The 21,054-nt window shown below is 66.7% G+C and carries 21 protein-coding genes and 1 pseudogene; 6 read left to right on the top strand and 16 right to left on the bottom strand.

The features are described from left to right. Positions 1 to 118 (bottom strand): annotated as a pseudogene (locus tag ON43_RS46025) (alpha/beta fold hydrolase); the annotation flags it as partial. A 214-nt stretch (positions 119 to 332) separates the two neighbouring features. On the opposite strand from ON43_RS46025, the gene ON43_RS45455 reads away from it, so the two are divergent. Both ON43_RS45455 and ON43_RS02875 read left to right on the top strand, forming a co-directional pair. Beyond that, positions 333 to 500 carry a hypothetical protein gene (locus tag ON43_RS45455; RefSeq protein ID WP_162958162.1) on the top strand — a complete coding sequence of 56 codons (168 nt, stop codon included), beginning with the start codon at positions 333 to 335 and terminating at the stop codon, positions 498 to 500. Positions 501 to 504: 4 nt separating this feature from the next. After that, entirely contained in the window at positions 505 to 1,986 is a 1,482-nt protein-coding gene (locus tag ON43_RS02875; RefSeq protein ID WP_040803148.1) for an alpha,alpha-trehalose-phosphate synthase (UDP-forming), read from the top strand. 62 nt (positions 1,987 to 2,048) lie between these two features. On the opposite strand, the gene ON43_RS02870 is transcribed toward ON43_RS02875, so the two are convergent. The 13 genes from ON43_RS02870 to ON43_RS02810 all read right to left on the bottom strand — a co-directional run bounded on the left by ON43_RS02870 (position 2,049) and on the right by ON43_RS02810 (position 14,826). Beyond that, positions 2,049 to 2,993 carry an oxidoreductase gene (locus ON43_RS02870; RefSeq protein ID WP_040803147.1) on the bottom strand — a complete coding sequence of 315 codons (945 nt, stop codon included), beginning with the start codon at positions 2,991 to 2,993 and terminating at the stop codon, positions 2,049 to 2,051. 142 nt (positions 2,994 to 3,135) lie between these two features. After that, complete coding sequence (locus ON43_RS02865; protein ID WP_051177810.1) at positions 3,136 to 3,627, bottom strand: hypothetical protein; 492 nt, start codon at positions 3,625 to 3,627, stop codon at positions 3,136 to 3,138. After that, positions 3,624 to 4,439, bottom strand: a complete 816-nt coding sequence (locus tag ON43_RS02860) for an Rv1363c family protein (protein WP_040803146.1) — start codon at positions 4,437 to 4,439, stop codon at positions 3,624 to 3,626. Before ON43_RS02860 ends, ON43_RS02865 begins: the two co-directional genes overlap by 4 nt. 50 nt (positions 4,440 to 4,489) lie before the next feature. Then, complete coding sequence (locus tag ON43_RS02855) at positions 4,490 to 5,941, bottom strand: MCE family protein (RefSeq protein WP_040803145.1); 1,452 nt, start codon at positions 5,939 to 5,941, stop codon at positions 4,490 to 4,492. 2 nt (positions 5,942 to 5,943) lie between these two features. Beyond that, complete coding sequence (locus ON43_RS02850) at positions 5,944 to 7,161, bottom strand: MCE family protein (protein ID WP_174416439.1); 1,218 nt, start codon at positions 7,159 to 7,161, stop codon at positions 5,944 to 5,946. Continuing rightward, complete coding sequence (locus ON43_RS02845; protein WP_040803144.1) at positions 7,161 to 8,402, bottom strand: MCE family protein; 1,242 nt, start codon at positions 8,400 to 8,402, stop codon at positions 7,161 to 7,163. The genes ON43_RS02850 and ON43_RS02845 overlap by 1 nt, the downstream gene beginning before the upstream one ends. Next, positions 8,399 to 9,460: an MCE family protein gene (locus ON43_RS02840; RefSeq protein WP_040803143.1), complete on the bottom strand. Its 1,062-nt coding sequence runs from the start codon at positions 9,458 to 9,460 to the stop codon at positions 8,399 to 8,401. The genes ON43_RS02845 and ON43_RS02840 overlap by 4 nt, the downstream gene beginning before the upstream one ends. Next, the gene (locus ON43_RS02835) at positions 9,457 to 10,485 is read right to left on the bottom strand and encodes an MCE family protein (RefSeq protein ID WP_040803141.1); all 1,029 of its coding nucleotides are present in this window, start codon (positions 10,483 to 10,485) and stop codon (positions 9,457 to 9,459) included. Before ON43_RS02835 ends, ON43_RS02840 begins: the two co-directional genes overlap by 4 nt. Next, the gene (locus tag ON43_RS02830) at positions 10,482 to 11,738 is read right to left on the bottom strand and encodes an MCE family protein (protein WP_083913114.1); all 1,257 of its coding nucleotides are present in this window, start codon (positions 11,736 to 11,738) and stop codon (positions 10,482 to 10,484) included. The genes ON43_RS02835 and ON43_RS02830 overlap by 4 nt, the downstream gene beginning before the upstream one ends. Positions 11,739 to 11,746: 8 nt before the next feature. Beyond that, positions 11,747 to 12,598, bottom strand: a complete 852-nt coding sequence (locus tag ON43_RS02825) for an MlaE family ABC transporter permease (protein ID WP_040803139.1) — start codon at positions 12,596 to 12,598, stop codon at positions 11,747 to 11,749. A 4-nt stretch (positions 12,599 to 12,602) separates the two neighbouring features. Further along, entirely contained in the window at positions 12,603 to 13,367 is a 765-nt protein-coding gene (locus ON43_RS02820) for an MlaE family ABC transporter permease (RefSeq protein ID WP_040803138.1), read from the bottom strand. A 322-nt stretch (positions 13,368 to 13,689) separates the two neighbouring features. Then, positions 13,690 to 14,592 carry a 3-oxoacyl-ACP reductase gene (locus ON43_RS02815; protein WP_040803136.1) on the bottom strand — a complete coding sequence of 301 codons (903 nt, stop codon included), beginning with the start codon at positions 14,590 to 14,592 and terminating at the stop codon, positions 13,690 to 13,692. Positions 14,593 to 14,637: 45 nt separating this feature from the next. Further along, positions 14,638 to 14,826: a ferredoxin gene (locus tag ON43_RS02810; protein ID WP_040803134.1), complete on the bottom strand. Its 189-nt coding sequence runs from the start codon at positions 14,824 to 14,826 to the stop codon at positions 14,638 to 14,640. Positions 14,827 to 14,978: 152 nt separating this feature from the next. Between ON43_RS02810 and ON43_RS02805 the strand changes: the two genes are divergently transcribed. Both ON43_RS02805 and ON43_RS02800 read left to right on the top strand, forming a co-directional pair. Further along, on the top strand, positions 14,979 to 16,172 hold the full coding sequence (locus ON43_RS02805; RefSeq protein WP_040803132.1) for an acyl-CoA dehydrogenase family protein: 1,194 nt from the start codon (positions 14,979 to 14,981) through the stop codon (positions 16,170 to 16,172). Between the two features lie 20 nt (positions 16,173 to 16,192). Next, entirely contained in the window at positions 16,193 to 17,317 is a 1,125-nt protein-coding gene (locus ON43_RS02800; protein WP_040803131.1) for an acyl-CoA dehydrogenase family protein, read from the top strand. 111 nt (positions 17,318 to 17,428) lie between these two features. Here the strand turns inward: ON43_RS02800 and ON43_RS02795 are convergent, their stop codons facing one another. Then, the gene (locus ON43_RS02795; protein WP_040803129.1) at positions 17,429 to 18,124 is read right to left on the bottom strand and encodes a maleylpyruvate isomerase family mycothiol-dependent enzyme; all 696 of its coding nucleotides are present in this window, start codon (positions 18,122 to 18,124) and stop codon (positions 17,429 to 17,431) included. 100 nt (positions 18,125 to 18,224) lie between these two features. Further along, entirely contained in the window at positions 18,225 to 19,421 is a 1,197-nt protein-coding gene (locus tag ON43_RS02790; protein ID WP_051177809.1) for a glycosyltransferase, read from the bottom strand. A gap of 114 nt (positions 19,422 to 19,535) precedes the next feature. Between ON43_RS02790 and ON43_RS02785 the strand changes: the two genes are divergently transcribed. Beyond that, complete coding sequence (locus ON43_RS02785) at positions 19,536 to 19,952, top strand: VOC family protein (RefSeq protein WP_040803179.1); 417 nt, start codon at positions 19,536 to 19,538, stop codon at positions 19,950 to 19,952. Positions 19,953 to 20,025: 73 nt separating this feature from the next. Beyond that, positions 20,026 to 20,835: a helix-turn-helix domain-containing protein gene (locus tag ON43_RS02780; RefSeq protein ID WP_040803128.1), complete on the top strand. Its 810-nt coding sequence runs from the start codon at positions 20,026 to 20,028 to the stop codon at positions 20,833 to 20,835. Positions 20,836 to 21,054: the final 219 nt, after the last annotated feature.

The raw sequence follows: 21,054 nt of genomic DNA, 5'->3' as shown, positions 1-21,054 counted from the left end.
TGCCGGTGCCCATGATCATGACGACCAGCGGCGCCGAGCCCTTCACGTCGGTGCCCTTGGATCGGTCTCCCTTGACCTGGTAGTTCAACGAGATTCCGTTCACCGTCGCCAACGGCATGCTTGCGACCCCTTCATCAGGTGTTTCGACTCGAGCTTTCGTCCACCGTATAGGTATCGGCCCCCGGAACGTTTCGTGCCGTCACCATCGCCGTTCGGGCTCGCATTACCGTTGCGGTTCGGGCTCGCAATGCACGCAGCGAACAGGCCCGACTTTCCTGGCAGATACGATGGACTCCTCGCAGAGAGTTGACTTTCCCCGAGAGGACACCGATATGGCCGCGAAGACCGGCGCGAACGACATCGCGGACGACGACCTGGAACCCCTCGCCGACGAAACCGCTCGTCAGGCCCAGCGCGTCGTGGCCGCCTACGCCACCGACGCGGACGAATGCCGCATGCTGCTGTCGATGCTGGGCATCGGTCCGACGCGAGGCGAATAAAGCCGTGCAGCCGGACACGTCCGGTTCCGGTTTTGTCGTCGTCGCGAACCGGCTACCCGTCGACCTGGAGCGACTACCCGATGGCACCACCCGTTGGAAGCGCAGCCCCGGCGGTCTGGTGACCGCACTGGAGCCGGTGCTGCGCAATAACAAGGGGGCGTGGGTCGGCTGGGCCGGTGTCCCCGACGTGGACCTGGATCCGATCGTCGAGGACGGCCTGGAACTGCATCCGGTGCCGCTGACCAGCGACGAGGTCTCCGACTACTACGAGGGCTTCTCCAACGCGACGCTGTGGCCGCTGTATCACGACGTGATCGTGCGGCCGGTCTACGACCGCCAGTGGTGGCAGGCGTACGTGCAGGTGAACCGCCGCTTCGCCGAGTACACCGCGAAGGTGGCGGCCGAGGGCGCGACGGTGTGGGTGCAGGACTACCAGCTGCAACTGGTGCCCAAGATGCTGCGCATGCTGCGCCCGGATCTGACCATCGGCTTCTTCCTGCACATTCCGTTCCCGCCGGTGGAATTGTTCATGCAGATGCCGTGGCGCACCGAGATCGTCGAGGGCCTGCTGGGCGCCGACCTGATCGGCTTCCACCTGCCCGGCGGCGCGCAGAACTTCCTGTATCTGGCCAGACGTCTTGCCGGACAGCCGACTTCGCGCGGCAATGTGGGCGTGCGCTCGAAACTCGGTGTGGTGCAGGTGGGTTTCCGCACCGTGCGGGTGGGCGCGTTCCCGATCTCCATCACCTCCACGGAGCTGGACGAGTACTCGCGCCGGCGCAGTGTGCGGGAGCGGGCCGCGAAAATCCGTGCGGAGCTGGGCAATCCGAAGACGATCCTGCTCGGTGTGGACCGCCTGGACTACACCAAGGGCATCGATATCCGGCTGGCCGCGCTCGAGGAGCTGCTGCACGAGGGCCGCATCGATCCGGCCGACACCGTCATGGTGCAGCTGGCGACGCCGAGCCGGGAACGGGTCGAGTCGTACAAGCAGATGCGTGGCGACATCGAACGCCAGGTCGGCCGGATCAATGGCGAATTCTCCCGCGTGGGCTACCCGGTCGTGCACTACCTGCACCGCCCGATCCCCCGCGAGGAGCTGGTCGCGTTCTTCGTGGCCGCCGACGTCATGGTGGTGACACCGCTGCGCGACGGCATGAATCTGGTGGCCAAGGAATACGTCGCCTGCCAGGGCGGCCTCAACGGCGCCCTGGTGCTGTCCGAATTCACCGGTGCGGCAGCGGAATTGCGGCAGGCCTACCTGTGCAACCCGCACGACCTCGACAGCGTCAAGGACGCCCTCATCGGCGCCATCGACGATGACCGAGACACCCGTCGCCGCCGCATGCGTTCCCTGCGCCGCCAGGTCCTGACCCACGACGTCGATCGGTGGGCCCGCGCCTTCCTCGACGCCCTGGCCACCGACCGGGTCGCGGGCAGCGCCCTGCTCAGCGACGACGATGTGGATCCGGACCTGAGCCGCTGATCCGCGAAACGTGAACGCCCCCGGACCTTTTCCGCCGGGGGCGTTTTCGTATTCCGGGTTTATCAGTCGTCGAATCGGTAGGTGACACCGGTGAGCCGCTCCGACTCCACCCAGAGCTTTCCCGCCAGCTCGGGATCGCGCGCCTGCTCGCTGAACTCGTTCAGGACCGGGTACCCCTTGCTGAACCCGCTGGGCCCGAAGAAGTCTCCGCCGCGCACGCCCGGATCGGTGCCCGCCCGCAGCATCGGCAGCGCGCCCATCTCGACGGTCTGCATGAACATCCGGAACATCCAGCGCAGCGACGGCCGCGACAGGAAGGCGACGGCGGGACCGAGGTTCTGCGCGAAGTCCGACTCGGCGGCCCCCGGATGCGCCACCACCGAAATCAGTTCCGTACCCGTCCCATTGAGCCGTCGCTGCAGCTCGAGCGCGAACAGCGCGTTCGCCAGCTTGGACTGCCCGTACGCCCCGAATCCCTTGTACGGCCTGCGTTCGAAGAACAGGTCGTCGAGCTCGAGCTCCACCTCCTTCTTCGAGGCGAACCCGGTGGTCACCGCCACCACCCGCCCCCGCGGCGCGGCCCGCAGTAGATCCAGCACCAGCCCCGTGAACGCGAACGGCCCGAGATGGTTTGTGCCGAAGACGTTTTCGAACCCATCCGCGGTCACACCCCGCGTGCGCGAGAACGTCCCCGCATTGTTCACCAGCAGATCGATCGACTCGAACTCGTCATGGACCCGTACCGCGGCCTTCCGCACCGACTCCATCGAAGCCAAATCCAGCTCCACGAACGGCAATTCGGCCCCCGGCACCCCCGCCCGAATCTCCTCGGCAGCCGCAGCGGCCCGCTCCCCACTCCGGCAAGCCATCACCACCCGAGCCCCATGCTCCGCCAACCGCCGAGCCGTCTCCAACCCCAACCCCGCACTGGCCCCCGTCACAATCGCGGTGCGCCCGTTGAGATCCGGAATATCCGCAGCGGTCCACGGCGACGTCTTGCTACCCACGGTGCGATCCTGACTCTAAGATCTTGCAGTTCTCGTCGAGCAGCCTAGATCGCCTCGAGTCAGCCGACCAGTTGGCAACCGTTCTCCGGCAACGCAAAACGCGCGCGGCTCTGCCGCGCGCGTTTCGGGGACCGAGAGTCCGTCAGACCGGGGTGACGTCCGAGACGAGCCAGCGGTCGCCGCTGTGGTCCAGGGTCACACGCAGGCGGCTCGCGTCGTAGGTGCCCTTGGAGGGGTCCTTGCCGGCGCTCTTCTGGTTCAGGAAGACCATCACCTCGACGTGATTCGAATCCGCCTTGATCACACCGGTTTCCGTGGCGGTGGCCTCGACGACGAGCTCCTTCTCCTTCGCGGCGGGCGCGAGGACGGTGCTGGTGACCTTCATCCAGTCGTCCCGGAACTTCGAGGTCATGTCGTTGCCGGCCTTGGCCATGGTGGCGTCGATGGTCCGGAAGTTGTAGCCGAACATGCCCTCCACGGTCCGCTTGGCCACCACGACCGACTGTTCGCGGGCCTTGTCGACCTGGCTGTCCTGGTAGTAGCCGTAGCCGATCCAGCCGCCGACGCCCAGGCTCGCGGCGAACACGACGAGGGCACAGACCATCAGGATCAGGTCGCGCTGACGCTTGCTCATACCGTCATCTCCATTCCGGTCGCGGTGATGCCCTTGTCGTCCTTGGACAGCGTCACCTTGAACCGGTACTGCCGCTGCTGCGGACCTTCCGCGCCCGCGTTGGTCAGCGTCTGCTTGACGGCGACCAGCACGACGGCGGTGTGGTCGTCGGAGGACTGCAGGGCGGCCTCGACGACCTCGCCCTTGGCCTTGACCTGTGCCTTCTGCACGATGCCCGCGTAGTCGTCCTTGCGGTCGGTGTAATCCTTGTGCAGGTCACCGGAAGTCACCTCGAGCACCCGGTTGATATCGGCCTGGGCCGTATCCGCGCTGATATTGGTGATGTTGAGCATGGCCTGCTTGGCGGCCTGCACGTAGTCGGCGCGCAGCGCGTCCTGATCGGCGTAGGTGCTGCGCTGATGGCTCGCCCACACGGTGCCGCTCACCGCCACCACCGCGAGCACGAGCGCGGCGACCGCGACGATCCGCATCCAGAGGCTGCCACCGTCGGCCGAAGCGACTGCGGGCGCTTCGGATTCGGGAGCGGCATCGGACGCGGCGTCGGCGACGTCCTCCGCGGGCTGCTCGGACTCCTGCGCGGAGTCCGTGGATGCTGCGGCCACCGCGGGGGCCTCACCCCACCCGGTGACCTCGACCGGCGCCGAGTCCGAGACGGGCTCTTTACTCAGCTCGACGGACTCCGTGCTCGGCTCGACGGGCTTATCGCTCGGCTCGACAGGCTCCTTGCTCTTCGCCTCCGGAGCGGGCACGACGGCTTCGAACGCCGGTGTGGCGGCCCCCGTCTCCTCCGGCGGGGGCCCTTCCGAGCGCACAGCCCGCCGTCGTGTCCGGTTTCTCACCACACTCGAATCGCTCGAATCGCTCACTTCACCTGCTCCTGGACCATTGCTGTCAAACTCGCCGGGACGATCCCGGATCCGTTGTTGTCGATATTCGCCTGACGATACGTGCGGCCGTCCGCACCGAGGAACTCGCCGGTACGCGGATCGTACGGCTGGGTCTGAACGGTGGCGGGTTTGGCCTCCGTGTTGGCACCGGGCTGGGTGGTGTAGCCGCTCGGATGGGTGCCACCGATCGGGTTGCCGTCCTTGTCCACCGGATTCGGCTTGCCGAAGGGAGGATTGTCGCCCGCGGGCACGTAACCCTCTGGGTCACGGCACAATTCGGGAGTCGGTGCGCGCTTGCCGGGAACCTCCATGCAGGGCGTGTTGCGGAGGCCGCGGACCGCCAGCGGGGAGTTCTGGGAAACCTTGCAGTACAGGCCCTGCCGGGTGTCCGGGTGGTCCAGCAGGGCGGGCGAGCGCCGCTCCTCGGGAGTCAGGAAGCCGGTGGTGCAGCCCTGCGGGTCGTTGACGCTGACCATGAAGTCCACCATCGCGCCGTACTCGGTGGGCCCACCGGTCGCGACGCTGAGCAGCCCGGCGATGAGCGGCGGAAAGACCACCAGCAATTGCTCGAGGCCGGCGTTGTAGGTGTAGCCGACCTGGCCGACGCTGACCAGATTGCGCGCGAGCAGCGGCAGCGTGGGCTTCAGATCCTGGAAGAGCTGGGTCGCCCGGGTGACCGCGCCCGGCGTCTTCTCGATGACGCCGCGCAGCGCGGGATCGTGCTCGCGCAGCTGGTCGGTGACGGTCGCCAGATCCTTGGTCCAGCTCCGGATGGCCTCGTCGGACTGCACCTGGGTGTCCAGCAGCGGGCCGATCTTCTCGATCAGGTCCTTGGTGGCGTCGGTGTTGTTCTTGGCCTCCTGGACCAGCAGGGTCGCGGAATCCAGGAAACGCTGCAGGTCCGGTCCGGCGCCGTTGAAGGCGACGAAGGCATCGTCGATGACCTGCTTCAGCTTGGTGTCGGCGACGCTGTTCAGCAGCCGGTCGGTCTGATCGAGCAGGCTGCCGACGTCCTGCGGCAACTTGGTGCGCTCGACCGGGATCACCGAGCCGTCGGACAGGTTGCCGCCCTTGGGATTATCGACCGGCACCAGGTCGACGTACTGCTCGCCGACCGCGGACACGCTCCGCACCCAGGCGTCGACATCCTTGGGAATCTTGTAGTCGCTGTCGATGGAGAGTTTCGCGTCCACCCCGGCGGGGGTCAGCACGACCTCCTTCACCTTGCCGACATTGGTGCCGCGGTAGGCGACATTGGCGTGCTCGTAGAGCCCACCGGTGGCGGCGAGCCGCACGGTCACGTCGTAGCGTCCGATGCCCAGCATGGCGGGCACCCCGACGTAGTAGCCGCCCATCACCGTGATGCCGATGACCGTCAGCACGGAGAAGATGACCAGCTGGACCTTGACGAAGCGAGTGAGTTTCATCGTCACTTCCCTTGCGGCACAGTGAGGCCCGGAATCGCGGGCAGACCCGGAACCTGCCCGATCCCCGGAATGGTCGGAATCGGCGCGGGGGTGTCGGGGTGAGGCTGGAACGGGGCGTTCTTCGGGTCGACCGGAGCGCCCGGGGTGCCACCCAATTGCCCCAGCGCGCCCTCGACGCCCGCGTAGCGCGGACCGAACGGGGTGTCGGTGAGGAAGTTCTTGGCCAGGCGCGCGGCGGTGAGATCGAAGGTGATCTTCACATTGAGGTAGTCGCCCTTGATCGCGCCGTCCATCTGGTGCATGGGGAACGGGAAGGTGAGCAGCATGCTCAGGGCCGAGGTGAGGTTGCTGCCGGTGTTCGCGATCTGCTCCAGCGCGGGCCAGAGGTTGGCCAGGTTGGCCTTCAGATCCGGACCGCCCTGCTGCACGATCTTGTCCACGGAATCACTCAGACCACCCAGGGCGGTCAGGGTTTTGGTGATGTTCTCGCGCCGATCGGCGATCACGGTCAGGGCCGGATGGATGTTGTCGATGGCGCTGGCCACCCGATCCTTCTGCTGGGCCAGCACCCCGGAGAACCGGTCCAGCCCGCCCATGGCGGCGATGATGTCCTTGGTCTGGTTGTCCAGGGTGCCGATGAGCGAGTTCAACTGCGGCAGCAGATCCCGGATCGCGTCGGTGCGTCCCGAGAACGCCTTGTCGAGCTCGCCGGTGATGTTCTCGAGCTGGCTGATGCCGCCGCCGTTGAGCACCACCGACAGCGACGACAGCGTCTGCTCGGTAGTCGGGTAGGCGCCCGCCCGCTCCAGCGGTATGACGTCGCCACCCTTCAATTCGCCCTGTGCCGCAACCTCGGTCGGCGCGGCGAGTTCGACGTGATTGCTGCCGAGCAGCGAGGTCTGGCCGATCTTGGCGACCGCGTTGGCTGGCAGCTTCACGCCCTTGTCGAGGCTGACGGTGACCAGCGCGTGCCAGCCCTCCACGTCGATCCCGGTCACCGTGCCCACGGTCACGTCATTGACCATGACCGGCGAATTGCGGGTCAGCGTGGTGACATTCGGCATCTGGATCTTGACCTGCCACGCGCCCTCCCCGGTGCCGGCGGCGCCGGGCATGGACAGCGAGTTCAGGCCGTCCCACTCACATCCGGTGGCGCCCAGGGCGATCGCGATCCCGATCGCCACACCGGCCACCTGCTTGCGGCCGCGAATGTTCTTCATCAGTTGCCTCCCGGGAGCGCCAGATCGGCGAGGCTCTTGGGCACGGTGACCTGAGCGTTGGCACGGGCGGCGAGTTCCGGCGTGCTGTATTTGATCTGATCGGGGCGCGCGCCGGCCGCGGTGGCCGGGCTGAGCATGAACGGCAGGTAGTTCATGGCCAGGTTGCCGAACACCGGTCCCAGGATCTGGGAGCAGAGGTTCGCACTCTTGTCGGATTCGTTGTCCTGCAACGCCGCGATCGAACCGCACAGGAAGCTCATCGGATCGGCCATATTGGTGAGCACCGGGTAGCCGGTCACCGAGCCGGTCGCGGGCTTGTAGATCTGATAGAAGTTCGTGAGCGCGGTGGGACCGGCGTGCAGCACCTGCTCGAGCTGGGGCCGCTTGTCCACCAGCAGCTGGAGCACATCGGTCATCCGCTGCAGGCTGTCGGTGAGCGCGTCACCACGGGACTCGATGAAGCGGCGCACATCGGAGACCGCGCCGTCCAGATTGTCCAGTGCCGCACCGAGATCGGTGGACACGCCCGCCAGCACCGAGGACACCGAGGCCAGCCGCCCGCCGAACTGCACGATCTGATCGTTGCTGTGCGACAGGGCGTCCACGAACACCTGCAGGTTGCGGATGGTCGCGAACAGGTCGGTGCGGCCGTCCGACAGCGTGGTCAGCGCGCCGGACAGTTCCTTGAGCGCATCGCGGAACGCCTGGCCGTTGCCGTCCAGGTTGTTGGCGGCGGTATCGACGAAGCGTCCGAACGAACCCTGCTTGTCCTGGCCGACCGGACCGAGAGTTGTTGCCAGCTTGTTCAATTCGGCCTTGATGTCATCCCATTCGACCGGGATGGCGGTGTGCTCGATCGGGATGGTCCCGCCGTCCTTCAGCTTCGGCCCGCCGGTGTAGGCGGGCGCGAGCTGAATGAATCGGGCGGAGACCAGCGACGGCGAGACGAGCACGGCCTTGGCGTCGGCCGGAATGTCGATGCCGCGGTCCAGCGTCATCTTGACCGTGACCCGGTCCTTGCCCGGCTCCACCGAATCGATCTTGCCGACCTTGACCCCGAGGACCCGGACCTCGTCATTGGCGTACAGGCCACTGGTGGACGGGAAGTACGCGGTGACCTTCGTCGTGCCGATCCGGCTCACGACCGCGTATCCGCCGCCGACGACAATGGCGACCAGCGCCACCACCGCGGCGATCCGCGCCCAGCGGGGCATCGTTCCAACTTTGCGCAGTGCGTTCATTTACCCGGCTCCGTCTGTGCCGGGGAGATGACCGGCGGGAAGTCTTTCAGGTAGTGCTGGAGGTCGGCGGGCAGATGGTCCGGCCACACCATCGAGTCGATCAGCATCTGGATGTAGCTGCTGTTGGCATTGACGATGTAGGCCTGGAAGTAGGGGCCACTGCCGACCTGCTCACCCAGCGCACCCGCGTAGGGGCCGAGGGCGTCGAGCGCGTCGGAGAGGTTCTGCTTGTTCTTCTGCAGTACCCCGAGCACCGAATTCAGCTTGTCCAGTGTGGGTTTCAGCTGCGCTTCGTTGTCGTTGACGAATCCGGTGAGCTGCTGGGCCAGCGAGTTGACGTAGGTGATGAGCTGGCCGAGCGCGGTCTTGCGCGCGTCCAGCTCGCCCAGCAGGCTGTTGCCGTCCACCAGCAACGCGTTGATCTCCGACGCGCGGTCGGAGAGCACCTTGGTCACGCTCTGCGCCTTGGCGAGCAGATCGGTCAGCGCCTGATCGCGTGTATTGATGCTGCGCGACAGGGCCGTGATGCCGTCGAGCGCGGAGCGCAGCGGCGCAGGGGTGTCCTTGAAGGTGTCCGACAAGGTGTCCAGGGTCTTGTTGACCTGGTCCATGTCCAAACCCTTGACGGTGTTGGACAGATCGCCGAGCGCGTCGTTCAGCGAGTACGGAGAGGTGGTGCGGTCCAACGGAATCGTGGACTGCCCACGCAGGGTGCCCTCGCCCGCGGGCGTGACCTCGAGTGACTTGCGGCCCAGCACCGTATTGGTCTTGATGGCCGCGGAGGTCTTGTTCCCCAACGGAATTCCCTCGTCGAGGGTGAACCGCACCTTCACCTTGGCGCCGTCCAGCTTGACGTCCTCCACCCGGCCCGACTTCACGCCGGCGACCTGAACCTGGTCGCCGGGGAGCAGCCCGCCCGCATCGGCGAACAGCGCCGAGTACTCGGCGCCGGAGCGCACGAAGGGCAGCCGATCGAACTGCAGTGACGCCAGCGAGACGGTCGAGGCGAGCACGACGCCGATGATGCCGACATTGATCAGGGACGAACGCTCGGTCACTTGCCGCACCTTCCGGTCGTCTGGCCACCGGGCAGTTTCACGTGCAGCGGCTTACCGTCCGGACCGTCGATGAGCAGGTCGGTCGGACAGGCGTAGATGTTCAGGAACGAACCGTAGGAACCGATGCGCACCAGCTTCTTATAGGCGTCGGGCAGATTCTCGATGATCCACTGCAGCTCATCGGTGTTGTCGTCGAGCAGGCTCGCGGTGCGGCCGAGCTGATCGAAGCTGGCCTTCAGGTCGGGCCGGGCCGTCCGCAGCAGATCGGTGAGATCGCCGGTGGCGCCGGAGATCCGCGGGATGGCGTCGCCGATCGGATCCTTGTCCGCGGCCAGACCGCTGACCAGCCGCTGCAATTCGTCCAGCGTGGTGCCGAAGGCCTGGTTGCGGTCGTCGATGGTGGACAGCACCGTCTTCAGGTTCTCGATCACGCTGCCGATCAGAGCGTCCTTCTCGGCCAGTGTCTTTCCGAACGAACCGGAGCTGTTCAACAGCGCCACCAACGTGCCGCCCTGGCCCTGGAAGACCTGCAGCAGCGCGCTGGTCAGGTCGTTGACCTGACCCGGATCCAGGCCGCGCAGCAGCGGTTTGAATCCGCCCAGCAGCATGTCCAGGTCCAGCGCGGGCTTGGTCTGCGCGACCGGGATGGTGCCGTTCTTGCCGAGAGCCTGTGCGGTGCCGGGCCCTTCGAGCAGTTCCATATAGCGGTCGCCGACGAGATTCTCGTAGCGGATCGTCGCCTGGGTGCTGGCGTAGATCTTGTACTTGCGATCCACGTCGAAGTCGACGTGCGCCAGCTTGTCCTTGCCCACGTACACCCGGCTCACCGAGCCGACGGGCACACCCGCGATGCGCACCTTCGAGCCGGGCAGCATGCCCGACGAGCTGGTGAACACCGCGTGGTAGCCGTTCTCACGGGCAAAACGCATCTGGGAGAAGATCACTCCGAGCATGGCCAGCACCAGCACCATGACGAGGGTGAACAGGCCGAGCTTGACGGTGACGGCGCGGGGTTTGAACTTCACTTGCCGCCTCCCGACATTCCGGGCATGCCCGCGTACAGCAACTGGAAGACATTGGCATTGACGTGCAGCGGATTGGTCTCCGGATGCCACGCCTCGCCCTCTGAGGTGTCGACCACCAGGAAGCCGTTCGGGACGCCGGGCACGTTGTCGAGCACGCCCTCGCAGTGCGGCCCGCCGGAGGCGTTCACCTTCGGCAGATCCTGCGGATACTTGTAGGGCTCACCGCCGGGCATGATGCTGGCGTTCATGTTGACCGCCGGGTACCGGCCACCGAACATATCCGCGACGAGCGGCATGTTCGAGCCGAGACCCACGATGGTGCAGTAGATCGCCGAGCGGTACTCGTTGAGGATCCCGGTGGTCGGCCGCAGCAGTGCCAGCGCCTCGACGACCGGTGATCCGATCTCGTTGAGGATCGGGGTCGTGGTGTCGGACAGCCCGATCAGATCGGTGAGCATGGCGTCGATACGCTGCTGCTCGTCCACGATGGTCTTACCGGTGACCACCGCATTGTCGGTGGTGCGCAGCAGATCCGGCACGGTGTCGGCATAGGTGCCGCTGACGATCGTGGTCTTCTGCAGATCGGTCTGCAGGGTCGGCAGCGTCGGATTGATCTGCTGCAGGAAGACATCGGCGTCGACCAGCGCCTGGCCGAGCTTGTCGCCGCGGCCCTGCAGCGCGGTGCCGAGGGCGGTCAGCGTCGCGTTCAGCTTCTCCGGCTGCACCTTCGCGAGCACGTCGTTCAGGTGCTGGAAGATGGTGTTGAACTCGACGGTCACCGACTGCGCCCGCACGGTCGCGCCCGGCCGCAGCGAATCGGCCGAAGGCTTTTCCGGCGCAACGAAGTTGATGTACTTCGCGCCGAACACGGTGGTCGAGCTGATGTCGACGGTGGCATTCGCCGGAACCAGCTTCAGCTTGTCCGGGTCGAGGGCGAGCTCGATCCGCGCACTGCCGTCGGCATTGTCACCGATGGACTTGACCCGGCCGATCTCCACACCGCGGATCTTCACCTTGGCGTCACGATCCATGACCAGCCCGGCGCGCGGCGCCGAGACGGTCACCTTCGCGGTGTCCTGGAAGCCACCGGCGAACATGATCAAGCAGATCGCGACGGCCCCGACGAGGACGAGCACCAGCCCGGCGCCCGCCAGGCGAATCACCCAGCCCTGTTCGAGATATCGCTTGGGCTGGGGTTTTGCGACGAACGGCGAGCCGATTGGGCTCGCCACACCGTCTTGTGTCTGAACCATGTCCCGCCCTATCCGGAGAGATGGAAATTGCCGGAGGTGCCGTAGATGGCCAGCGACATCAGCAGCGTCACCATGACGACCGCGATCAGCGAGGCCCGCACCGCATTACCTACCGCCACGCCCACGCCCACCGGACCGCCTGCGGCGTGGTAGCCGTAGTAGGTGTGGATCAGCATGACCGCCATGGCCATGAAGATCGCCTGCGCGAACGACCAGAGGATATCGCTGGGGATCAGGAAGGTGGAGAAATAATGGTCGTACACACCGGCGGACTGGCCGTAGATCACCACGGTCGCAAAGCGACTCGCGATGAAGGAGGCGATGACCGCCAGTGAGTAGAGCGGGATGATCGCGATGATGCCCGCCAGCATCCGGGTGCCCACCAGGAAGGGGATGGGCCGGATGGCCATCACCTCCAGGGCGTCGATCTCCTCGGAGACGCGCATGGCGCCCAATTGCGCGGTGGTGCCCGCGCCCAGCGTCGCCGCCAGGCCGATGCCCGAAATCACCGGTGCCGCAATACGAACGTTGATGAAGGCGGCGAAGAAGCCGGTCAGGGCCTCGACGCCGATATTGCCGAGCGAGCTGTAGCCCTGCACGGCGATGGTGCCGCCGGCGGCCAGGGTCAGGAAGCCGACGATCACGACGGTGCCGCCGATAACCGCCAGAGCGCCTGTGCCCATGGAGATCTCGGCGATCAGCCGGATGGTCTCGGTGCGGTAGTGGACCAGCGCCTTGGGCACCGAGCCGATCGACCGCCCGTAGAAGACCGCGTGCTTGCCGACCGAGTCCAGCCCTTCGGAGAAGCGCCGAAAACGATTGGTGACCTTCGGAAAACGAGATTGGATCACGAAAGCCATCTGATCACCGCGCCGTGAACTTGATGCCAACGGCGGTAACCACGACGTTGATGACGAACAGCGCCATGAAGGCGAACACGACGGTCTGGTTCACGGCGTCGCCCACACTCTTGGGACCGCCCTTCACATTCAGACCGAGGTAGCAGGCGACCAGTCCGGCGACGAGACCGAACAGTGTGGCCTTCACCTGCGAGATGACGAGCTCGGGCAGGTGGGTCAGCAGGGTGATGCCGTTGACGAACGCACCGGGATTCACGCCCTGCAGGAAGACCGAGAAGAGGAAGCCGCCCAGGATGCCGATGGTCGACACCAGGCCGTTGAGCAGGAACGCCACGAACATCGAGGCCAGCACCCGCGGCACCACCAGGCGCTGCACCGGATCGATGCCGAGCACCCGCATGGCGTCGATCTCCTCGCGGATGGTGCGCGCGCCCAGATCCGCGCAGATGGCGGTCGCGCCCGCGCCGGCCACGATGAGCACCGTGACCATGGGGCCGATCTGGGTGACCGAGCCGAAGGCCGCACCCGCGCCGGACAGGTCGGCCGCACCGATCTCCCGCAACAGGATGTTGAGGGTGAAGCTCACCAGCACGGTGAACGGAATGGCGACCAAAAGGGTCGGAACGATGGAAACCCGGGCGATGAACCAGGACTGATCGATGAATTCCCGTCGCTGAAACGGGGGCCGTACCGCGGCGCGAGCAACATCGCCGGCGAGTTCGAAGAACCCTCCGACCGCCCGCAGCGGTACGGCAAGGACTTCATTCATTCCCGCTATTCCTCCTGCCCCTGCCTAGCGATAGCAACCGAGATTTGAATGTGATCTCGGTCCCGCTCGAAGATTAGAACACGTTCTCATACGGTTCGGGAAGGTTTCGCTGGTCTGAACAGGTTCTCTTCCTGAACTGGTGTCCAGTTTCAAGAACATGTTCACCCCAGCCTAACCATCAGAGATATGCCGCACTGTGAGACGACACACATAGTTGATCCCCATTCCTACCAATGATCGATCCCGTGATCAACCGCAGGCCCGGAGGCTGGAGCGTGTCTGCGAAAACTCACAGCCTCCGGCGGGGAAACTGAGGTAACCCTCAGCCCAGGTCCTTCAGCGAGGAAGCGGAAAACGAAGCATCCGAACCGCGTTCGGCAAAATAAGCACCCAGACTGGAGGCGAGTCCCTCGCGGGTCCACTCGCCCTCGGCGTCGAACCGCCGCTCGACGACCGGGGCGGCCATCAGGGCGACCATCGGCCCGTAGACAACGAAGAGCTGGCCCGAGATCGATTCGGCCGCAGGGGAGGCCAGATAGGCCACCAGGCGCGCCACGTGATCGGGCGAGAGCGGGTCCGGGCCCTCCTCGGGGGCCGCGGCGAAGACCTGCTCGGTCATGGCGGTGCGGGCGCGCGGGGCGATGGCGTTGGCGCGCACGCCGACACTCTTGAGCGCGCGGGCCGCCGACAGGGTCAGCGCGGTGATACCGGCCTTGGCCGCACCGTAGTTGGCCTGTCCGGCCGGGCCGAGCAGTCCGGCCTCGGAGGAGGTGTTGATGATCCGGCCGTAGACCGGGGCACCCGTCTCCTTGTATTTACCGCGCCAATACGCGGCGGCGTTGCGGGTCAACAGGAAGTGACCGCGCAGGTGCACCGCGACGACGGCGTCGAAATCCTCGTCGGACATGTTGAACAGCATCTTGTCCCGGGTGATCCCGGCATTGTTCACCACGATGTCCAGCCCGCCGAGGCTCTCCTCGGCGGTGCGGATGAGGGCGTCGGCGGTGGCCCGCTCGGCGATGCTGCCGGCCACGAACTCCGCCTTGACGCCCAGCGCGCGGATGTCGGCGAGGGTTGCGCTGACCGCGTCGTTTTCGGCAAGGTCGTTGACGACGATCGACGCGCCGGCGCGGGCCAGCTCCAGGGCTTCGGCCCGGCCGAGCCCGGCGCCCGCGCCGGTGACGATGGCAACCCGGCCGGAAAGACTAACGTCAGAATCACTCACGCGGCCGACTCTAGAACGTGTTCCACCCGCCGGGCAAGCATGCGCTCAGACCAGCTTCAGCGCCGCCTTGGGGCACTGCGCCACGGCCGACTCGATATCGCGGCGGTTGGCCTCGGTGACCTCGGCCTCGTTGACGAACAGGTTGTCGTCGTCATCGAGATCAAAGACGTCAGGGGCGATTCCGACGCAGATTCCGTTGGCTTCGCACTGATCGAAGTCGACGATGACCTTCATGTTTCTCTCCTTAACCACTGGTTGTGCCCGAGCGTAACAACCAGACCCGCGCGCAACCAGCAAAGTAGCCCTAACCGGAACCAATACTGGAACATGTTTCACTTGCGTGCGATGATCGGCTGAACCGAGAAACGAAGGCTAGAGGTACTCCTATGCGTATCGCCTACACGCCGCAACAGGAACAGCTGCGTGCCGAGCTACGTGACTATTTCACCAAGCTCATCACTCCCGAACGGCGGCAAGCGCTTTCGGCGCAGACCGGCGAATACGGCGAGGGCAACGTCTACCGCGAGGTGGTCGAGCAGATGGGCCGCGACGGCTGGCTCGCCCTGGGCTGGCCCAAGGAGTACGGCGGCCAGGACCGTTCCACCATGGATCAGCTGATCTTCACCGACGAGGCCGCCATCGCGGGCGCCCCGGTGCCGTTCCTGACCATCAACTCTGTGGCGCCGACGATCATGCACTACGGCACCGAGGAGCAGAAGAAGTTCTTCCTGCCCAAGATCGCCGCCGGCCAGCTGCACTTCGCCATCGGCTACTCCGAGCCGGGCGCGGGCACCGACCTGGCCTCGCTGCGCACCGCCGCGGTCCGCGACGGCGACGACTGGATCATCAACGGCCAGAAGATGTGGACCTCCCTCATCGCCTACGCCGACTACATCTGGCTGGCCGCGCGCACCGACCCGAATGCCAAGAAGCACAAGGGCATCTCGATGTTCATCGTGCCGACCACGGCCGAGGGCTTCTCCTGGACGCCGGTGCACACCATGGCCGGGCCGGACACCAGCGCCACCTACTACCAGGACGTGCGGGTCAAGAACTCCGACATGGTGGGCCCGGAAAACGGCGGCTGGGCGCTGGTCACCAACCAGCTCAACCACGAGCGCGTCGCGCTGACCTCGTCGGCGCCGCTGGCGCTGGCGGTCGCGCAGGTCACCGAGTGGGCCCGCAATACCAAGTCCGCCAACGGCTCCCGCGTCATCGACCAGGAATGGGTGCAGATCGCGCTGGCCAAGGTGCACGCCAAGGTCGAGTACCTGAAGCTCACCAACTGGGAGATCGCCTCGCGCGCCGACGCCGGTGGCGATGCCGCGCCGCGCCCGTGGGACGCCTCGGCCACCAAGGTGTACGGGACCGAACTGGCCACCGAGTCCTACCGCGCTTTGATGGAGATCCTCGGCCCGCAGGCCTACCTGCGCCAGGATTCCGCCGGTTCGCAGCTGCGCGGCCGCCTCGAGCGCATGCACCGCGCCTGCCTGATCCTCACCTTCGGCGGCGGCACCAACGAGGTGCAGCGCGACATCATCGCCATGACCGCCCTCAAGCAGCCCGCCGCGGCCCGCTGAACGAAACCTAGGTAGCCATCATGGATTTCACTCTCACCGAGGCGCAGCAGGATCTGGCCCGCCTCACCGCCGAGGTCACCGGCAAGCTCGTCACCGCCGACCGGCTGCGTGAACTCGACAGGAACTTCGACGCCGACGGCAACCCGACCGTGCGCTTCGACCAGCAGCTGTGGGCCTCGCTCGCCGAGACCGGCGTGCTGGCGGCGGCACTGCCGGAAACGGTGGGCGGCAGCGACTTCGGTGTGCTGGAGCAGACCGCCATCCTGCGCGAGATCGGCAAGTCCGTCGCGCCGGTGCCCTATCTGTGGTCGATCGTGCTGGGCGCGGGCGCGCTCGCGCAGTTCGGTTCCGCGCCGCAGCGCGAGCTGGCCGCCAAGGCCGCGACCGGCGAGGTCATTCTCACCGCGGCGCTGAGCGAGGAGCGCAACTGGGAGCTCGGCAAGCCGGTCACCACCGCCATCGCGGGCAACGGCTGGCTGCTGACCGGGCTCAAGACCACCGTGCCGTTCGCGCGTCAGGCCGATCGAATCCTGGTGTCCGCCAGCGTCGACGGCGTCCCAGCCGTGTTCCTGGTCGACCCGTCGCACGCCTCGGTGCGCGTCGAGGACCAGATCGTCACCGACCGCTCTCCCGAGGCCGAGGTCGAATTCGCCGGTACCCCCGCGGAATTGGTGGGCACCGTGGATCAGGGTGCCGAGATCCTGACCTGGCTGCTGGAGCGCGCCTGGCTGGGTCTGGCCGCCACTCAGCTCGGCGTGGTCGAGAAGGGTCTGGAGCTGGTCGCCGACTACGCCCGCGAGCGCGAGCAGTTCAACCGCAAGATCGGCAGCTTCCAGGCCGTGGCTCAGCGCCTGGCCGACGGCTACATCGACGTCCAGGGTGTGCGCCTGGCGGTGCAGCAGGCGGCGTGGCGACTGGCCGAAGGGCTCCCGGCGGCCGCCGAGGTCCACACCGCCAAGTTCTGGGCCGCCGAGGCGGGGCACCGGGTCGCCCACACCGTGGTGCACGTGCACGGTGGCGTCGGCATCGACCGCGATCACATCGTGAACCAGTACTTCACCGCCGCCAAGCACAACGAGTTCGCGCTCGGCGGCGCGACCGATCACCTGCGCGCGCTGGGAGCTCTGCTCTCCGAGGCGCAGTAGCTCTGCTCTCCGGGGCACAGTAGCCCGGCCGACCCTGCAAAGCGGCCGACGGCGAGGCGGTGGTTTCCATACCGGCCACCACCTCGCCGTTTTTCTTTACGCGGAACCGGTTTACGGCACCAGCGGACCGGCGATCACCCGCTCCCCCGCCGCCCAATTGCCCTGCCAGCTGAAGGCCGCGTCATTGGCCTGCTTGCGCTGCCACAGCGCCAGCAGCAGATCCGATGCGGTGCCGGAGATTTCGGCGACCGGCGTCCCCGGACCGTAGGTCCAGCTGTCGCCGGTATCGGTCGAGTGCACACTCAGCGCGACCTCCGGCTCCTTGGCCAGCCCACGCTGAATCATGCGCGGCGCGAACAGTTCGAACACCTCGGTGATGCCGTCCACGGCGAGCGCCGGTTCGAAGGATTCGGCGGTGCCGAGCGCGTCCTGTCCGTCCCACAGGTGCATGAGGGTTTCCTGGGCGCGGCGGCGCTGCCAGAAGCCGACGGTGCGCGGCAGCAGGCTGGTGAAGGTCCAGGCCGGTGTCTCGGGCGCCACCGACAGCGCTTCGAGGATCGCCTTCGCGCTGGCGTCGTACCAGGCGCGCAGTTCGATCGGGTCCTTGGGCGCGGGCGGTCCCTGGTAGTCGCCGCGGCCCTCCGCGACCCCGGTCACCACCCACATGTTCCCCTGCCCGACATGGTCGACGAGGTCGTAGAAGGTCCAGTCGCCGCAACTCGGAACCGGTGCGGCCAGATTCACGTCGGGCGTGATCAGCTCCCCGAACCCGTTCAGCTTCTCGCGCAAAATGGCCACAAAATCCATGCGGCTCACGCTAAACAGTGAAAGCCCAGCCTGCCAGCTAAATCCGGCCTACGACACGCGAATTTCGGCCAACGGTCAGGATGCCGGTGCGCGCACCTGCTCAGGATTCGAGCTCACGCACGGAGAAGATGCGCTCCCCGGCGGGGTCGGGGTGGTCGCAGGCGGGTTCGATCTCGAGCAGCAGGGCGTCGCCGCGCGCGTCGTGGCGGACGGCGCGGCCCAGCGCGGCGGCGGCCCGGTAGTGGGCGGGGGTGCGCAGGGCGTGGCGGACCGCGCGGGCGATGCGCTGCGGAGACGCGCTGCGGGGCAGCACGATTCCGGCGCGGTGGGCGCGCACCCGGGCCGCGTTGTCGGCGGTGTCGCGGCCGTGCGGGAGCACCACCACGGGCAGGTCGGCGGCGAAGGCCTTCATCAGCGTGCCGTGGCCGCCGTGGGTGACCACCAGGCTGGCGTGGCGCATGAGCTCGCGGTGCGGTGCGGCCCGCAGCACGGTCACGTTCGGCGGCGCGTGGATCGCCTCCGGCTCGATGGCCGGGCCGGTGGTGAGCACGCCACGCACGGGCAGCAGGCCCAGCGCGTCGGCAATCCTTTGCAGGCAATCGGTTTGACCACGATCGGTGGTGGAGAGCGTGACCAGGATCAGCGGCTCACCGCCGTCGGTCTGGGTCCAGGTGCCGTCCTCCACCCAGTCCGGCTCGTCCAGGATGGGGCCGACCCAGCGCACCCCGTCCGGACACTGACCCGGGAAATCGAAAGCGGCGCTGGATAATACGAGCTGCCGGTGGGCCAGTTGCGCCTGATCCTGATAGTGCGCGAGCCGTTCCAGCCCGAAGTCCGCGCGCAGCGCGTTGAGCCGGGGTAGCAGTTCCTCGTCCCAGCGCCGCTGCACCAGCGAGCCCACCACCCGATCGCGCAAGCGCCCCAGCGGTCCGTGCGCCCGCCCGAATCCGGTGCCCGGCGGCGGCCCGCCCTCCACCGGCAGCGGGTAGACGCCCGGGATGAGCACCGAGAACGGCACCTCGCAGGCCTGCGCGGCGACCATGGCCCCGAAGGCGAAGTAGGAGGCCAGCACCAGATCCGGTCGCTCGGCGTCGATTTCGTCGGCGGTGTCGCGGGCGTAGCCGGCTCCCGCGCGCGGCCGCAGTCGCGCTCCCGTCGCCGCCACCGCACCGGTCAGCGATTCCTCGGCCAGCACCGTCACCCGATGTCCACGCCGTACCAGTCGCCGCACCACGCCCAGTTCCGGCGGCACGGTTCCGCCGCTACCGGTGAGAGCGACCAGGTAGCTGTGATTCATCGAGCACCTCCACCAGCCACTCTCGCACGACCGATGAGTTTCCCGCACCCGCTTCGTCTGCACGGGTACATCGATGACGCGCGAACCGATCGCGGAGAAGAGGGGCGAACCGCCATGCCGAGCAAGATGATCTTCCTGAACCTGCCCGTTGCCGACCTGGAGCGATCCAAGCGGTTCTACGAGGCCATCGGCTGGAAGGTGAATCAGGACTTCACCGACGGCAATGCCGCCTGCATCGTCGTGGACGACAACATCTGCCTGATGCTGCTCACCCACGAGTTCTTCACCACCTTCAGCACCCGCCCGATCGGCGATACCCGTGCCACGGTCAACTCCCTCTACGCCCTGTCCCTGACCAGCGCCCAGGAGGTCGACGATCTCACCGACGCGGCCCTGCGCGCCGGCGGCACCGAGGAGGTCAATGCCGATAAACGCGCCCAGGAGGCCCAGGTCGGCATGCACGGCCGCACCTTCCTCGACCCCGACGGCCACCAGTGGGAGCCCTTCTATATGGCCTACCCGGGCAACTGACGTAATCGACTACCGGTCGGCGGTTTTCGGGCACCGGTGGCATCGTGTCCTTCGTGAACGAAGGAACCGATCGATGACCGAGGCGCCGGAAACGCGCGGCGGAATCTCGCTGGGCGCGTATCTCAAACGGGAACGGCTGCGCCAGGGCATGACCCAGCGGGCCGTGGCCGACGCCCTGCACATGTCGACCAGCGGCTACGAGAAGATCGAGAACGGACAGCGCATTCCGCATCAGGACACCCTCAACGCCTTGGCCCGGCTGTTCGAGATCCCCATGAACCGCCGCCGGGTGCTGTGGTCCATAGCGACCGGTGACGACCTGGGGGTGTCCGCGGGAGCTTCGGGCTCGGTGACCGAGGGCATGCGGGTCTTCATGCGCAACCTGCGCGGACCCGCGTGCCTGCACCAGATACCCGAATTCAACATCCTCGCGGGCAATGCGCTGGGCGTCCGAATGTTCCCCTGGCTGGATCCCCGCCTCGGATCCGCGACCCGTCCCCTCAACATCATCGTGGCGACCATGACCGACCCCCGCGCACCCCAGATCATGGTCAACTGGGCCGATTTCATCCATCGCTGCGTCTTCGGCCTGCAGGAGTACGCGCTCGCGACCACACCGCTCGAGCGGGTGCGGGAGATCCGCGAGGCCTGCCGGTCGAACCCGGAGTTCGACCGCATCTGGAACACTCCGTGCCCACCCGAGGTACTGGCCGACGACACCGCACTCATCCGGGACCCGGCCACCGGCACTGTCTCGAAGTACCAGGTCGACTGCCTGCGCTGGTCTTACCCCCACCGCGATATGGAGCTGTTCAGCCTGACCCCGCGCGACCCCGACCCGGCCACCGAAGATCCCGATACCTCCACAATCGTGGGGTGGTGAATCGCAGGACCTCCCAGCGAACCGTTGTGCGGCACAACCCGTGTCACACACCCAATGCGGGTGGGTCGCTGATCTTGATCTTGAAACCCGGTCCGGCGAAGGTAGGAGAGCCGCGGGCCGGGTTCATGTCTATGGCTGGACAGGAGGGGACCGGCTCGCGGATCAACCCCGCCGATCGAGGCCCGATGGCAGCTTCCTGCCATCCGATGAACTGTCCCT

The organism is Nocardia concava NBRC 100430, from assembly GCF_000308815.1.
Lineage (GTDB): Bacteria > Actinomycetota > Actinomycetes > Mycobacteriales > Mycobacteriaceae > Nocardia > Nocardia concava.
Note: the sequence above shows the minus strand (reverse complement) of the source record. Positions and strands in the feature narration are given on the sequence as shown.

Excerpts from the sequence above, each read along its gene's own strand:
- ON43_RS02810 (WP_040803134.1), bottom strand. The coding sequence starts at position 14,826 with ATGAAGGTCATCGTCGACTTCGATCAGTGCGAAGCCAACGGAATCTGC.
- ON43_RS02845 (WP_040803144.1), bottom strand. The coding sequence starts at position 8,402 with ATGAACGCACTGCGCAAAGTTGGAACGATGCCCCGCTGGGCGCGGATC.
- ON43_RS02795 (WP_040803129.1), bottom strand. The coding sequence starts at position 18,124 with ATGGATTTTGTGGCCATTTTGCGCGAGAAGCTGAACGGGTTCGGGGAG.
- ON43_RS02830 (WP_083913114.1), bottom strand. The coding sequence starts at position 11,738 with ATGGTTCAGACACAAGACGGTGTGGCGAGCCCAATCGGCTCGCCGTTC.
- ON43_RS02865 (WP_051177810.1), bottom strand. The coding sequence starts at position 3,627 with ATGAGCAAGCGTCAGCGCGACCTGATCCTGATGGTCTGTGCCCTCGTC.
- ON43_RS02825 (WP_040803139.1), bottom strand. The coding sequence starts at position 12,598 with ATGGCTTTCGTGATCCAATCTCGTTTTCCGAAGGTCACCAATCGTTTT.
- ON43_RS02800 (WP_040803131.1), top strand. The coding sequence starts at position 16,193 with ATGGATTTCACTCTCACCGAGGCGCAGCAGGATCTGGCCCGCCTCACC.
- ON43_RS02805 (WP_040803132.1), top strand. The coding sequence starts at position 14,979 with ATGCGTATCGCCTACACGCCGCAACAGGAACAGCTGCGTGCCGAGCTA.
- ON43_RS02780 (WP_040803128.1), top strand. The coding sequence starts at position 20,026 with ATGACCGAGGCGCCGGAAACGCGCGGCGGAATCTCGCTGGGCGCGTAT.
- ON43_RS45455 (WP_162958162.1), top strand. The coding sequence starts at position 333 with ATGGCCGCGAAGACCGGCGCGAACGACATCGCGGACGACGACCTGGAA.
- ON43_RS02820 (WP_040803138.1), bottom strand. The coding sequence starts at position 13,367 with ATGAATGAAGTCCTTGCCGTACCGCTGCGGGCGGTCGGAGGGTTCTTC.
- ON43_RS02790 (WP_051177809.1), bottom strand. The coding sequence starts at position 19,421 with ATGAATCACAGCTACCTGGTCGCTCTCACCGGTAGCGGCGGAACCGTG.
- ON43_RS02785 (WP_040803179.1), top strand. The coding sequence starts at position 19,536 with ATGCCGAGCAAGATGATCTTCCTGAACCTGCCCGTTGCCGACCTGGAG.
- ON43_RS02850 (WP_174416439.1), bottom strand. The coding sequence starts at position 7,161 with ATGAAGAACATTCGCGGCCGCAAGCAGGTGGCCGGTGTGGCGATCGGG.
- ON43_RS02855 (WP_040803145.1), bottom strand. The coding sequence starts at position 5,941 with ATGAAACTCACTCGCTTCGTCAAGGTCCAGCTGGTCATCTTCTCCGTG.